General features: G+C 65.4%; 10 protein-coding genes. 6 read left to right on the plus strand and 4 right to left on the minus strand.

The features are described from left to right. The first annotated feature begins 76 nt into the window (after positions 1 to 76). From MB901379_RS17610 to MB901379_RS17625, 4 genes are all read left to right on the plus strand, one after another. Positions 77 to 1,396 carry an FAD-binding oxidoreductase gene (locus MB901379_RS17610; protein ID WP_158019275.1) on the plus strand — a complete coding sequence of 440 codons (1,320 nt, stop codon included), beginning with the start codon at positions 77 to 79 and terminating at the stop codon, positions 1,394 to 1,396. Between the two features lie 65 nt (positions 1,397 to 1,461). Next, on the plus strand, positions 1,462 to 2,703 hold the full coding sequence (locus MB901379_RS17615) for a cytochrome P450 (protein WP_158017792.1): 1,242 nt from the start codon (positions 1,462 to 1,464) through the stop codon (positions 2,701 to 2,703). Next, a complete protein-coding gene (locus MB901379_RS17620; RefSeq protein ID WP_158017793.1) occupies positions 2,703 to 3,284 on the plus strand; it encodes a TetR/AcrR family transcriptional regulator in 582 nt (193 codons plus the stop codon). The genes MB901379_RS17615 and MB901379_RS17620 overlap by 1 nt, the downstream gene beginning before the upstream one ends. A 394-nt stretch (positions 3,285 to 3,678) precedes the next feature. Further along, positions 3,679 to 4,515 carry a PPE family protein gene (locus MB901379_RS17625; protein ID WP_158017794.1) on the plus strand — a complete coding sequence of 279 codons (837 nt, stop codon included), beginning with the start codon at positions 3,679 to 3,681 and terminating at the stop codon, positions 4,513 to 4,515. Positions 4,516 to 4,602: 87 nt separating this feature from the next. Here the strand turns inward: MB901379_RS17625 and MB901379_RS17630 are convergent, their stop codons facing one another. The 3 genes from MB901379_RS17630 to MB901379_RS17640 all read right to left on the minus strand — a co-directional run bounded on the left by MB901379_RS17630 (position 4,603) and on the right by MB901379_RS17640 (position 8,248). After that, complete coding sequence (locus MB901379_RS17630; protein WP_158017795.1) at positions 4,603 to 5,319, minus strand: siderophore-interacting protein; 717 nt, start codon at positions 5,317 to 5,319, stop codon at positions 4,603 to 4,605. A gap of 86 nt (positions 5,320 to 5,405) precedes the next feature. Continuing rightward, a complete protein-coding gene (locus MB901379_RS17635) occupies positions 5,406 to 6,545 on the minus strand; it encodes an acyltransferase family protein (protein WP_158017796.1) in 1,140 nt (379 codons plus the stop codon). After that, on the minus strand, positions 6,542 to 8,248 hold the full coding sequence (locus tag MB901379_RS17640) for a DEAD/DEAH box helicase (RefSeq protein WP_158017797.1): 1,707 nt from the start codon (positions 8,246 to 8,248) through the stop codon (positions 6,542 to 6,544). Before MB901379_RS17640 ends, MB901379_RS17635 begins: the two co-directional genes overlap by 4 nt. A gap of 159 nt (positions 8,249 to 8,407) precedes the next feature. Here MB901379_RS17640 and MB901379_RS17645 point away from each other — a divergent pair, with 159 nt between their 5' ends. Beyond that, complete coding sequence (locus tag MB901379_RS17645) at positions 8,408 to 9,019, plus strand: LppP/LprE family lipoprotein (RefSeq protein ID WP_158017798.1); 612 nt, start codon at positions 8,408 to 8,410, stop codon at positions 9,017 to 9,019. An 86-nt stretch (positions 9,020 to 9,105) separates the two neighbouring features. Then, complete coding sequence (locus tag MB901379_RS17650; protein ID WP_158017799.1) at positions 9,106 to 12,516, plus strand: TM0106 family RecB-like putative nuclease; 3,411 nt, start codon at positions 9,106 to 9,108, stop codon at positions 12,514 to 12,516. Positions 12,517 to 12,524: 8 nt separating this feature from the next. Here the strand turns inward: MB901379_RS17650 and MB901379_RS17655 are convergent, their stop codons facing one another. Continuing rightward, positions 12,525 to 14,354, minus strand: a complete 1,830-nt coding sequence (locus tag MB901379_RS17655) for an MFS transporter (protein ID WP_158017800.1) — start codon at positions 14,352 to 14,354, stop codon at positions 12,525 to 12,527. Positions 14,355 to 14,436: the final 82 nt, after the last annotated feature.

Here is a 14,436-nt window from a genome sequence, read left to right on the forward strand (position 1 = left end):
GTAGGATCGGATTCGTGAGCGCCTCGTGAGCACCGCGAACGTGCTGGCCAGCCTGATCGCCAGCCTGCCCGACGGCATGGTGGTCACCGACCCGGCCGTCACCCACGGCTACCGGCAAGATCGCGCGTTCGACCCATCTGCCGGCAAACCGTTGGCCCTGGTTCGGCCTGTGTGCACCGCAGAGGTACAGACCGTGCTGCGGTGGGCTACGGCTCATCGGGTGCCGGTGGTCACCCGGGGAGCCGGTTCCGGCCTGTCGGGCGGGGCCACCGCACTGGACGGCGGGATCGTGCTGTCCACCGAGAAAATGCGCGATATCACCGTCGACCCGGTCACTCGCACCGCGGTGTGTCAGCCTGGCCTGTTCAACGCCGAGGTGAAGAAGGCGGCCGCCGAACACGGCCTGTGGTACCCCCCCGACCCGTCGTCGTTCGAGATCTGCAGCATCGGCGGCAACATCGCCACCAACGCCGGCGGGTTGTGTTGCGTGAAATACGGCGTCACCACCGATTACGTGCTGGGCATGCAAGTGGTGCTGGCCGATGGCACCGCGGTGCGCCTCGGCGGCCCACGGCTCAAAGACGTCGCGGGGCTGAGCCTGACCAAGCTCTTCGTCGGTAGCGAAGGTGCGCTGGGCATCATCACCGAAGTAACGCTTCGGCTAGTGCCCGCACAAAATGCGTCGAGCATCGTGGTGGCCAGCTTCTCGACGGTGGCATCGGCGGTCGACGCGGTGCTCGGTGTCACCGCAAAACTTCGCCCTTCGATGCTGGAATTCATGGATTCGGTGGCCATTAACGCCGTCGAGGACGAGCTGCGAATGGACTTGGACCGCGGGGCCGCGGCCATGTTGGTGGCCGGCTCCGACGAGCGCGGACGAGCGGGCAGCGAGGACGCCGAGCTGATGGCTTCGGTGTTCGCCGACCACGGCGCAAAGGAGGTGTTTTCCACCGACGACCCGGACGAAGGTGAGGCGTTTATCGCCGCCCGGCGGTTCGCGATCCCGGCGGTCGAGAGCAAAGGGCCGTTGTTGCTGGAAGACGTCGGGGTGCCACTGCCCGCATTGGGCGAACTGGTCGCCGGCATCGGCCGCATTGCCGACCAGCGAGAGCTGATGATCTCGGTGATCGCGCACGCGGGCGACGGCAATACCCACCCGTTGCTGGTCTACGACCCCGCCGATGCCGCCATGGTGGAGCGCGCCCATTTGGCGTACGGCGAGATCATGGATCTGGCCGTACGCCTGGGCGGCACGATCACCGGCGAGCACGGCGTCGGCCGGCTGAAGCGGCCATGGCTGGCCGGCTATCTCGGGCCCGAGGTGATGGACCTTAACCGGCGCATCAAGCAGGCACTGGACCCTCGGGGCATCCTCAACCCCGGCTCGGGGATCTGACCCGCACCGAGCGTCACAACCTGCACACGATTGACATCTGTTTCGATATGTCGTACGAATAAGACATGTCTGCGGTTATGTCTCATACTCCACCCGCAACGTTTCAGCTGGCTACCGCCGCGACCTGGCCCAATCCCTGGCCGATGTACCGGGCCCTACGCGATCACGACCCGGTCCACCATGTCACTCCGCCCGAGCACCCCGGCCATGACTACTACGTGCTGTCGCGCCATGCGGACGTCTGGGCCGCGGCGCGCGACCACCAGACGTTCTCGTCGGCGCAGGGGCTGACCGTCAACTACGGCGATTTGGAAATGATTGGGCTGCGGGATAACCCGCCGATGGTGATGCAAGATCCGCCGGGACACACCGAGTTCCGCAAGCTCGTCTCGCGCGGATTCACGCCGCGGCAGGTCGAAGCGGTGGAACCAAAGGTGCGCGAGTTCGTCATCGAGCGCATCGAAAAGCTGCGCGCCAACGGCGGCGGCGACATCGCCACCGAGCTATTCAAGCCGCTGCCGTCCATGGTTGTCGCGCACTACCTCGGAGTTCCCGAGCAGGATCGGGTCCAATTCGACGGCTGGACGCAGGCCATCGTGGCAGCCAACACCGCCGAGGGCGGGATCGCCGGTGCACTGGCCACCGTCGGCGACGCGGTCGGCTCGCTGATGGCCTACTTCTCCGGGCTGATCGAACGGCGCCGTACAGAACCTGAGGACGACACGATTTCACATCTGGTCGCCGCTGGGGTGGGCGCCGACGGCGACATTGCCGGCACGCTTTCGATCCTTGCCTTCACGTTCACCATGGTCACCGGCGGCAACGACACAGTTACCGGCATGCTCGGCGGATCCATGCCACTGCTGCACCAGCGGCCAGACCAACGCCGGCTGCTCATAGACGACCCCGGACGCATTCCCGACGCGGTCGAGGAGCTGCTACGGCTGACCTCGCCGGTGCAGGGGCTGGCGCGTACCGTCACCCAGGATGTCCGGATCGGCGACACCACCATCCCCGCTGGCCGCCGGGTGCTCCTGCTGTACGGCTCGGCCAACCGAGACGAACGCCAATATGGCTCCGATGCAAGCGAACTCGTCGTGACACGGTGCCCGCGCAACATCCTGACCTTCAGCCACGGCGCGCATCACTGCCTGGGCGCGGCCGCGGCTCGGATGCAATCCCGCGTCGCGCTGAGCGAGCTACTGGCCCGCTGCCCCGACTTCGAAGTCGACGAATCGGCGATCGTCTGGTCCGGTGGCAGCTATGTCCGGCGCCCATTGTCGGTGCCGTTGCGCGTGGGCTCCTGATGGCGGGTAACGACTGGCTGGCCACGCGGCGCAGCGAGGTGGCCGCCGACCGCATCCTCGATGCCGCCGAAGCGCTCTACACCGAGAACGATCCGGCCTCGATCGGCATGAACGAAATCGCCAAAGCCGCGGGCTGTTCCCGAGCGACGCTATACCGCTACTTCGAAAGCCGAGAGGCGCTCAGGACGGCATACGTGCACCGGGAAACCCGCCGGCTGGGCCGCCAGATCATGCAATCGATCGCTGCCATCGATGACCCACGCGAACGGCTCATCGCGAGTATCACCGCCACATTGCGCATGGTTCGCCAGCGCCCGGCGTTGGCAGCGTGGTTCGCCTCGACCCGCCCGCCCATCGGCGGAGAGTTGGCCGGGCAGTCCGAGGTGATCCCCGGGCTGGCCGCGGCATTTCTGCAGTCCCTGGGACCCGAAGACCCGGCAACGGCACAGCGCAGGGCCCGATGGACGGTGCGCGCGATCATCTCGCTACTGATGTTTCCCGGCCACGACCAACTCGACGAGCGGGCGATGATTGAGGAGTTCGTCGTTCCCGTCGTGGCACCGGTTGCCAGTCGCCGATAGGCCTGCCCGCCGCAAACACATGGCGATACGCATTCGATTGGGGCATTAGTAGCAGAAATGCTCAATTGCCATGCCATTCTATTTTGGAACGTGATTCCTTTTCTCGAATTTGCATACATGACGCCGATTCGGAGTAAATTAATGCATATCGATTAGCGCGGGCTGATCGGTGGGTTTCGATGTCGTGGAGGCATTGCCCGACAATGGTTGGTGCGCAAGAGAAACCAATACCGTGCGAGTCGCCGACCAGGTGCCGCGGTTTGACCGTCGCGACCGCACCAGCGGTTGCTGAAGATCCACCTGGTGTGCGGGCCGCACGACACGTCGGAGCGTGGAGCACCACCCCCCGAAGCGAAACCCTTGTTGACGTTTGCCTCCAAGGGAAGGATGGGCCATGACCTACCCGATGCTGCCTCCGGAAACGAATTCGGCGCTGTTACACGAGGGCCCCGGATCGGGCCCAATGCTCGGCGCGGCGGCGGCCTGGGCGGGTCTGGCAAACGAGTTACGTTCAGCAGCAGACTCTTTCGCTTCGGTGACGGCGAGCCTGGCCAGCTGTGCCTGGCAGGGACCGGCAGCCGCGAAGATGGCCGAGGCGGCCGCCCCCTATGCGTCGTGGCTCGCAGCGGCCGCTTTGCATTCCGAGGGGGCGGCCAATCAAGCCTCAGCGGTGGTGGCAGCCTTCGAGGGGGCCTACGCCGCCACGGTGGCCCCGGCCGTGATCGCGGTCAACCGAGCCGTAACGACGGCGCTGGCAAATACCAACATCTTTGGGTTCAACATCCCGGCGATCGCGGCCATGGAAGCCCAATACGAGGAAATGTGGGCCCAAGATGTCGCCGCCATGTTCGGCTACCACATCGGCGTCTCCGAAGCCTGGTCACAATTGCGCCCGCTGCAGCAATTGCTAGGGCATCTGCCCGGCATGCCCAAACCCCCGGGCGGCACGCCTAACCCGACACCCGAACCCACGCCAACCCCGACACCCGAACCCACGCCAACCCCGACACCCGAACCCACGCCAACGCCAACCCCGACACCCGAACCCACGCCAACGCCAACCCCGACACCCGAACCCACGCCAACCCCGACACCCGAACCCGCTCCTACCCCGGCCCCCGAGCCCATGCCAACCCCGACGCCGGCCCCGACACCCGAACCCGCGCCGTCACCGACGCCCACCGAACCGGCACCAACCCCCGCGGAGCCACGCGCGACAGCGATTTCCTAATCCTCGTGCGGAGCCCCGTTCCGGTGGCGGCGGCCGGTGAGACGCACGACGTCGGCCTCTAGGCCGGCACGGGCCCGAGCCCGTGGGTCAATTGGCCCAATAGGCTTGCGCCTTAATGGATTTTTTCGGTATGCCGAAGTCTTCTCGCAGCACCTTGGCAATCGACCGCGTGGTGCGAGCGCTGCAGGCAACCCAACCGAAATGGTCACCCGCATCAAACGCCGCCCCACGCACCGCCTCGAGCAGGGCATCACGGTCACCGCTGCGGTCCACCCAGGTGACGTCGGCAGCACGCACCACCGGCAGCGACTTGTCGTCGTCGCGGCCCGCCTCCAGAAACACTCGAGCGGGAGTGTCTCCGATAGCCTCGAGCAAGGAGTTGATCGCCGGCAATGATGCGGTGTCACCAACGATGACGTAGCCGGTGGGCGCCGGATTCGGGATGGCGAACTTGCTGCCCAGCACCGTCGCTTCAATGGTGTCGCCGGGTTGCGCACTACGCGCCCAGTCCGACGCGACACCGTCGTGCAACGCGAATTCGACGTCGAATGTGCCAGCGTCGGGATCGGGGGCGACCAACGTGTACCCACGTTGGTGCGACTTGTCGCCATCGGCGAACCACATGCGAATCCACATCGTCGGATGCACGGCGTGTTCGCCCAGCATTCCGCCGTCCTCGAAGCTCAACCGCAGGTAATGCGTGGTGATCTCGCGTCGGCCGGTCACGGTCAGCCGATAGTCCCCGGCCCTCATGAGTTTCAGCACCGCACCCTGCCAGCCCCGGGATGGCTTGTACTCGGTCATACCTCGGCACGCCCTTCATCGCCTCTACGTCAATTAGGGCAGGATAACCTAAGGCAAGCACACGCCCGGCCGGAGATGTCAACTAGTCAGGCACTGACCCGGGTGAAACGGTGCAGCAGCCAGGCCAACGGGATGGTCAGCAGCATCGTCGCAATGAACAGATTCAGCATCGACCCGGTGTAGACCCGGTACCGGACCACATAGACCATGGCGAATTCCATGGTTACCAGGTGAACCAAGAAGATCTCATAGGAGATTTCCCCGAGCCATACCATCGGTCGACTGGCCAGCACTCGGGAATACCACCCCTGGTCGCCCAGGGCCAGCGGTGCCACCGCCAGTGTCGCGATCACGGCGTAGAAGCACGCCTTGACCACCGCCTCCGCCAGCGCCGAGGGCGACGTTGTGGGCGCACCCGCAATGGGTGTGGAGACGATGAAATAGCAGATCACAGCCAGTGGTAGGGCGGCAAACGCATAGCAGCGCACGCCCATGGCTTGCAGTACGGTCAGCATCATGCCGCCCAGGAACCAGGCCAGGTAGCTGGGCAGCCACAGGCGAGCGCCGTCGGGAAACCAGGCGACGGTGTGTATCAGCACCAGCCACGCCGGGGTAATCACCGACATGCCGATCAGGGCACTCAATATCAGCCTCGGCTGCCAGCGTCGTTGACTGATCAGCACCAGCAGCAAGTACGCCAAAAATGGGAGCGTGACGTAGAACGCGCCCTCAACCGCCAGGCTCCACATCTGGGTCAGCCCCTGGTGGAGATACGAACCCAGATAGCCGTCGGTGTAGATCTGCGTCAACGTGAGGTTGCGCACCAGCCCCGCCCAGCTGTGCCCCGGGTTCGGCCCCGCCGTGCGGTAGTGGTAAATCGCATATGCGATCAACACGACGACGACATAGGCAGGCATGATGCGCCGGACGCGATGCCACGCGTAGCGGCTCAGTGACGGTGCTGGGCCACCGATGATCGCAGATTGCACCCAGGGGCGAAACAGCAGGAAACCGGAGAGCACGAAGAAAATCGGAACGCCGATCTCCATCCGGGAAGACACCAGTCCCCAGTAGCCGTGGGTGTATTTGCCGGTGGTGTATGCCGCGTGCGTGGCGACCACCAGGAGCGCGGCGACCGCGCGGATTCCGGTCAGCGACGCGACTCGGTCCACATGCAAGATCTGCTCGAGGCCGCCTTGCGCGTCGGTGGCTTCGGGTGCCGTCATCCGTCGCGTTTCCGGCGTGGTTTGCCGCCGTCGTTGCGACGCGCCTTATCGGACGGCCGGTCCGGCCTAAGGTCGATCAACACGCCCGAGATCCGAGTGCGCTCCAGCTTCTTGAGTGTGGCGCGAGGCAACTTGGCCGGCAGCTCCACCAGCGAGAAGTCCCCCCCAATGGTGATGTGGCCGAAATCGCTTCGATGCAGGCCTCCCTCGTTGGCGATCGCACCCACGATTGAACCCGGACCGATCTTGTGCCGCTTGCCAACCGAGATGCGGTACGTGGTGAAAGCCGGACCGCTTCCCCGTTTTTCCCTATGCTCGCTGCTGGCGCGCTCCCTGCGCTCCTTGCGCCGCTCGGGAGGAGCGTCGGGGGCCAGCAGGAATGCCTCTCCGTCTCGGGACTGCAACGCCAGCGCGGCGGCTATATCAGCCATCGGGACATTGCGCTCCCGTTCATAGTCCTCCACCAGCCTGCGGAACAACTCGATCCCCGGGGCCCCGAGCGCGTCGGTGATGGAGTCGGCGAACTTCGCCACCCGCTGGGCATTGACATCCTCGACGGTAGGCAGCTCGGCCTCGGTGAGCGATTGCCGGGTGGCCTTTTCGATCGCCTTGAGCAGGTGGCGCTCGCGCGGGGAGACGAACAGGAGCGCGTTTCCGGAGCGCCCGGCCCGCCCGGTACGTCCAATCCGGTGGACGTAGGACTCCGTGTCGTGCGGAATGTCGTAGTTGAGCACATGCGAGATGCGCTCGACATCTAGCCCGCGGGCCGCCACGTCGGTGGCAACCAGAATGTCGATGCTGCCGTCTCGAAGCGCAGCGATGGTTCGTTCCCGCTGGGCTTGGGGAATGTCGCCGTTGATGGCCGCCGCCGAAAGCCCGCGAGCACGTAGCCTTTCGGCGACCTCCTCGGTCGCCTGCTTGGTGCGCACGAACACGATCATGGCCTCGAACGGCTCGACCTCGAGGACTCGGGTAAGCGCGTCCATCTTGCGCGGACCCGCCACTTGAATGTAGCGCTGCGAAATGTTTTCGGCGGTCGCGGTTTTGGCTTCCGATGCGACTTCCAGCGGATCGTGCAGATACTTGGTGGTGATCTTCCGGATCGCCGGCGGCATGGTAGCCGAAAACAGGGCAACCTGCTTGTATTCCGGGGTGTCGGACAGGATGCGCTCGACATCTTCGGCGAAACCCATGGTGAGCATCTCGTCGGCCTCGTCGAGCACCAAGTAGTCCACCCGTGACAAGTCCAACGTGCCTCGCTCCAGGTGATCGATGACCCGACCGGGAGTGCCGACCACCACTTGCGCACCGCGCTTCAGCCCGGACAGTTGCACGGCATACGACGACCCGCCATAGATGGGCAGCACGTTGAGCCGAGGCAAATGGGCCCCGTACCGGCTGAAGGCCTCCGCCACCTGCAGGGCCAGCTCGCGGGTGGGCGCCAGCACGAGGGCCTGGGTCGCCTTGTTCGCGATGTCGATTCTGGACAGGATCGGGATCGCGAACGCCGCTGTTTTGCCGGTGCCGGTTTGCGCCAGGCCGACCACGTCAGCGCCGGCCATCAGCGCCGGAATCGTCGCCTCCTGAATGGCCGTCGGTGACTCGTAGCCGACGTCGGTGAGCGCCCGCAAGACTTTCGGATGAATCTGCAGGTCGGCGAAGGTGCGTGGGGGCGCCGCAGGCGGGCTGTCCGGGTAGGCCATTAGAAGATGCAGTGTAATGGTGGTCGGTGCCGCGGCGGTGATTGGCGCGAGGGTAAGGCCACGGCGACGTACGGTCAGGAAACTCGCTGTGGCGTTACGCTCGGCGAAACACACCCGCGCGGCCACGCCTGCCGCACCTGCGGGACCGATGACGGTACGGTGCGCGGTGTGTGGTCGCTTCCGTGCCCTACCGCGCCCCTGGCCGGCGTCGCGGTTGCAGTGCTCGCCGCGACGTTGACCGGCTGCGGCTCGGGAGACTCCACCGTCGCGAAAACGCCGCAGGCCCCGACCACGACTTCCGCCGCCGCGCACTCCGAGCCTGCGGATGCAACCAACCCACCGCCCGCCACGGCTGCCCCACCCAGCAGCAGTGCCGCACCAGCCGACCCATGCGCGGTCAATCTCACCTCGCCCACGATCGCCAAAGTCGTCTCCGAACTACCCCGTGATCCACGAAGTGAACAGCCGTGGAGCCCCGAGCCGCTGGCCGGCAACTACAACGAATGCGCCCAGCTGTCGGCGGTGGTGATCAAGGCCAATACGAACGCTGGCAACCCAACCACCCGGGCGGTGCTGTTCCATCTCGGCAAGTTCATTCCGCAAGGGGTGCCCGATACCTATGGGTTCAGCGGGATCGACACCTCGCAATGCACGGGCGACACGGTGGCGCTGACCTACGCGGGCGGTATCAGTGGGTTGAGCAGCGTGGTGAAGTTTCGCTGGAACGGCACCGGTGTCGAGCTGATCAGCAATGCCGCGGGCGGCCGATAAGGCCTCCCGGCATTGGCCTCGCCGGACCGACCCCGCTGTGCCCCAGCCCCCGCATCGGGTCGGACCCCTGACCTAGAGTTGGTGCCGTGTTTGTCGCCGACGACACCACGTTCTGCAGCGCCTCGGACCTAGCGGTCGCAGCCCGATGCGAGTACGCCCTGCTTAGGCATTTCGACGCGAAACTGGGCCGGGGTCCCGACGTTCCCGCCGATGACGAACTACTCGCACGAACCGCGGTCCTCGGCAGCGAACACGAACGACGCAGGCTCGACCGGTTGCGCCACCAATTCGGCGACGCAGTCGCGGTTATCGGCCGTCCGGCCTTCACGTTGGCCGGCCTGACGGCCGCCGCCGAGGCCACCCAGGCCGCGATCGCCAATCGCGCCCCGGTGGTGTATCAGGCCGCGATGGTCGACGGTGGTTTCGTCGGGTTTGCCGACTTCCTCATCCGCGAAGGTGACCGCTATCGGGTCGCCGACACCAAGCTGGCCCGCTCACCGAAGGTCACCGCGCTGCTACAGCTCGCGGCCTACGCGGACATGTTGGCCAGCTCGGGGGTATCGGTAGCCCCGGAGGTCGAATTGGAGCTAGGCGACGGCACGGTCGCGCACTACCGGGTCGGTGACCTCATTCCGGTGTATCGATCCCAACGCGCGGCACTGCAGCGACTGCTCGCCGCACACCATGCCGCTGGCGCCGCGGTACGCTGGGACGACGAGCTGGTGCGGGCATGCTTCCGCTGCCCGCTGTGCATCGAACAGTTGCGCGCCGGCGACGATCTGCTGCTCGTCGCCGGTATGCGAGTGACCCAACGCGAAAAGCTGCTGGATGTGGGCATTACCACGGTCAGCGAACTGGCCAACTACACGGGGCAGGTGCCCGAGTTAGCGCCTGCCGCACTGAGCAAGCTATGCGCACAAGCCAAACTGCAAGTGTGCCAGCGTAGTACGGATATTCCGCAGTACGAGATCGTCGACCCGCAACCCTTGGCGCTGTTGCCTGAGCCAAACGCCGGAGACCTGTTCTTCGACTTCGAGGGCGATCCGCTGTGGACGGCCGACGGCCGCGAATGGGGGCTGGAATACCTGTTCGGCGTGCTGGAAGCGGGGCCTAAGGGCGCCTTCCGCCCGCTGTGGGCGCACAACCGGGAAGACGAGCGTCAGGCGCTGGCGGACTTCCTGGCCATGGTGGCCAAGCGCCGCAAGCGCTACCCTCACATGCACATCTACCACTACGCGCCGTATGAGAAGACCGCGCTACTGCGACTCGCCGGACGTTACGGAGTCGGCGAGGACGACGTCGACAACCTATTGCGCAACGGAATCTTAGTAGATCTATACCCGTTGGTGCGCAAGAGCATTCGGGTTGGCGCGGAATCCTTCAGTTTGAAAGCACTCGAGCCGCTCTACATGGACAGCCAATTGCGATCCGGTGATGTCACCACCGCCACGGACTCGATCACCGGCTACGCGCGGTATTGCCAACTGCGCGCCGAGGGCCGCACCGACGAGGCCGCCGTCGTCCTCAAGGAAATCGAGGACTACAACCAATACGACTGCCGATCGACTCGGGCATTGCGCGACTGGCTACTAATGCGCGCTTGGGAATCCAGCGTTACACCGATCGGCGTCCAACCCGTTGCAAACCGCGACATGATCGAAGACCATGACTGGCTGACCACCACGTTGTCGAACTTCGCCGGCGACGCCGCGGCCGACGACCGCACACCGGAACAGGCCGCGGTCGCCCTGCTGGCAGCTGCGCGCGGCTATCATCGCCGCGAGGACAAGCCGTTCTGGTGGGCTCACTTCGACCGGCTCAACTATCCAGTCGACGAATGGTCAGACAACGCAGACGTTTTCGTCGTCGACAACGCCTCGGTCTCCGTCGCGTGGCACACGCCGCCCCGAGCGCGCAAACCTCAGCGGCGGGTGCGTCTGACCGGCGGGCTTGCCCGTGGCGACCTCAAGACGAGCGTGTTCGCTCTCTACGACCCGCCAGCTCCCCCGGGCATGGCCGACGACCCCGATCGTCGGGCGGCAGGCCACGCCGAAATCATCGAAGTCGACGATGCCAGTCTGCCCACCGAAGTGCTGATCCGCGAGCGAGCCGGCAAGCACGGCAACGTATTTCATCAGCTTCCGTTCGCGCTCACCCCCGGGCCACCGGTGCCGACGGCCGCCCTGCGAGCTTCGATCGAGGCCACCGCCACCGCCGCGGCCGCCGCGCTGCCCGAACTTCCCCGTTGCGCGCTGATCGACCTGTTGTTACGCCGGCCGCCGCGCACCCACGGTGTCGCCGCGCTCCCCCGGAGCGCCGACACCGTCACGGACATCACTGCAGCGGTGCTCAACCTGGACTCCTCCTACCTGGCCGTGCACGGACCTCCGGGGACAGGCAAGACACACACCGGCGCCAAGGTGATCACGCGATTGGTCACCGAGCATTCCTGGCGCGTGGGCGTTGTGGCTCAGTCACACGCCACGGTGGAAAACCTACTGGAATGTGTGGTCGACGCGGGGCTAGATCCCGCGCGCGTCGCCAAGAGGCCCTGTGACCACCGCGCTACCCGCTGGCAACGGATCGATGCCGCAGAGTACGCCGCATTCATCGCCGATCACCACGGGTGTGTGATCGGCGGTACCGCCTGGGATTTCGCCAATACTGGTCGTGTACCCGCGGACAGTTTGGATCTGCTGGTGATCGACGAGGCCGGCCAATTCTGTCTGGCCAACACGATTGCTGTGGCACCGGCGGCCGCAAATCTGTTGCTGCTTGGCGACCCCCAGCAGCTGCCCCAGGTGAGCCAGGGCACCCACCCCGAACCCGTCGATGCGTCCGCGCTGGACTGGCTGCTCGACGGCAAGCGCACGCTGCCGGATGAGCGGGGCTATTTTCTGGACCGCTCGTATCGAATGCATCCGACGGTTTGCGCGGCCGTGTCGACGCTGTCATACGAGGGCAGATTGCAGTCTCACGCGGAGTGCACCGCCGCGCGCCGCGTTGCCGGGCACCAACCGGGAGTCCAGGTAGTTTCGGTTCGTCACCAAGGCAATTCGATCGAAAGCCCCGAGGAAGCCGAGGCGATAGTCGTCGAGATCCGAGAGCTTCTCGGCCGATCCTGGACCGATGAGCACGGCACCCGGCCATTGGTCGGCGCCGATGTGCTGGTGCTGGCACCGTATAACGCCCAGGTGGAACTTATTCGGCAGCGGCTGGCCACCGCCGGATTGCGCGAAGTTCGGGTCGGCACAGTGGATAAGTTTCAGGGCGCGCAGGCACCAGTCGTCTTTGTTTCCATGACGGCCTCCTCAGTCGACGAGGTGCCGCGCGGAATCTCGTTCCTGCTCAACAGAAATCGCCTCAACGTTGCCATCAGTCGCGCACAGTATGCAGCGGTGATCGTGCGCTCGGAGCTGCTGACCCACTACCTGCCCAGCACACCGGCCGGTCTGGTGGATTTGGGCGCGTTCTTGGCGCTGACCGAGCGCGACTGACGGCCGCATTAGCCACACGAATGCCGACGGTGACTGGCGGTGTCATCCGATTCAGGATGCCGACCAGCAATCGAACGGAATCGCTGCTCGTCGTTGCAATGGGCACCGTTGTGCACCGCGCCACTCGGTCCGGCCTGCGACACGAAGTCGGGCAGCCTGCTGTGCTCGGCATCAAGGGGCTCGTGAGTCCATGCCTCGGCTGCTGCCGCGCGCGGTCGCCGAGGTCCGGTGCCCACCCGTCGGTTGTCGCTTTCAGCCGTCGGTCCGGCGTCTGGCTCCCGCACAAGGATGTACTCCAGGTAGTCATCATCATCGTCGTAGCCATAGTCGCCATAGTCGCTGTGGTCGGCGCCCGCTGCCACAGACCGGCCAGCAGCCACCAGAAACAAGGCGGCCACAATCCCTAACAAGGCGACAAATGCGGGCAGCAGCAGCGACTGCGACATCGCCGCGGAGAACGGCGCGCGCACCAACCCAGGCAGTTGCAGTCCGGCTCCTTCGACGCTGATTTCGGTTGCTCCGCCGGGCGGCGGCGGCATCACCGCACCGATCCGCGACGTCATGAACGCCGCCATGCTTGCGCTGCCCAGCACCGCCCCGAGCTGACGGGTGGCGTTGTAGACGCCAGAACCCGCACCGGCCTGATCGGGCGGCAGGTAACGGGTGGCGGTGGCAGCCAGCGGCGACCACACGAACGCCATCCCGACACCTACCAGACCGAACGGCAACACCAACCGCCAAACGGGCGTATCCGGTGACATCTCAATCGAAAGCCATGTCATCGACACCGTCAGTGCCGAGAAGCCGAAACCCAGCACAGGCACCGGGTGGACCCGGTCGACGATGATGCCGACCAGCGGGGCAAGCGCACCGCTGGTGACCGCCATCGGCGCGATCAACAGCGCCGCGCGAGTGGGCGACAGCCCGTACGCCGACTGCGCATAAAACGTCAGCGGCAACATCATCGCTGTGGTCGCGAACGCGGTAATGGCCACCCCGATGCTGCACAAGCTGAAGTCCCGATCCCGAAATATTTTCAGGGGAATCAGCGGCGCCCGCTGGTTGACCGACTGCCAGTAGATGAACATCGCCATGCACCCCACGCCGGCCACCAGGATCGCCCAAATCCAGGGTGCCCACCCGGCGGACTGACCCTCCTGCAGCCCAAAAACCAACAGGAACATGCCCGCCCCGGACACTGCGACACCGAACAGGTCGAACCGCTGCTCCGCAACCGGAAGAACCGGGACCAGCCAGGCGGCGAGCGCCAGGCCGATCACGCCGATGGGGATATTGACAAAAAAGATCCATTCCCAACCCAGCCAATCCACCAGCACCCCGCCGATTAGCGGCCCGACCAGGCTGGCAACACCGGCAGCGGTTCCCCACACACTCAGCGCGGCACCGCGGCGGTCGATGCTGAAGGTGCGGGTGATGGTGGACAAAGTTTGCGGGGTGAGTATCCCCGCCCCGACGCCTTGCACCGCACGAGCCGCGATGAGCATGGCGGCGGTGCCCGACAAACCACACCACATCGACGCGACCGTGAACACCACCAGACCGAACAGATAAAGGTTTTTCGGCCCGAACCGGTCGCCAAGCCGGCCGGCCACCAGTAGCACGACGGCATAGCCCAGCAGGTATGCGCTGGTCACCCAGATGACCTGGGCATAGCCGACATGCAACGCGGCCATGATGGTCGGGTTGGCGATCGAGACGATGGTCGAGTCGAGCATGATCATGAAGAAGCCGATCATCATTGCCCACAGCGCGTTCCACGGGTTGGCGGTGTGGGCGGTATGACTGCCGCCCAGCACCCGGCTCGTCGCCGTCCCCATTTACGCACCTCGTTTCGCTCCGCGGTCCAGCGTGCATTATTCCGCCTGAATCCAACAGCTGCGATGCTCGTGCGCACCCGCA

The organism is Mycobacterium basiliense (assembly GCF_900292015.1).
GTDB classification, from domain to species: Bacteria; Actinomycetota; Actinomycetes; order Mycobacteriales; family Mycobacteriaceae; genus Mycobacterium; species Mycobacterium basiliense.

Bases quoted from the DNA above. Each gene is read 5' to 3' on its own strand.
- MB901379_RS17620 (WP_158017793.1), top strand. From the start codon at position 2,703: ATGGCGGGTAACGACTGGCTGGCCACGCGGCGCAGCGAGGTGGCCGCC.
- MB901379_RS17640 (WP_158017797.1), bottom strand. From the start codon at position 8,248: ATGGCCTACCCGGACAGCCCGCCTGCGGCGCCCCCACGCACCTTCGCC.
- MB901379_RS17630 (WP_158017795.1), bottom strand. From the start codon at position 5,319: ATGACCGAGTACAAGCCATCCCGGGGCTGGCAGGGTGCGGTGCTGAAA.
- MB901379_RS17635 (WP_158017796.1), bottom strand. From the start codon at position 6,545: ATGACGGCACCCGAAGCCACCGACGCGCAAGGCGGCCTCGAGCAGATC.
- MB901379_RS17625 (WP_158017794.1), top strand. From the start codon at position 3,679: ATGACCTACCCGATGCTGCCTCCGGAAACGAATTCGGCGCTGTTACAC.
- MB901379_RS17655 (WP_158017800.1), bottom strand. From the start codon at position 14,354: ATGGGGACGGCGACGAGCCGGGTGCTGGGCGGCAGTCATACCGCCCAC.
- MB901379_RS17615 (WP_158017792.1), top strand. From the start codon at position 1,462: ATGTCTGCGGTTATGTCTCATACTCCACCCGCAACGTTTCAGCTGGCT.
- MB901379_RS17610 (WP_158019275.1), top strand. From the start codon at position 77: ATGGTGGTCACCGACCCGGCCGTCACCCACGGCTACCGGCAAGATCGC.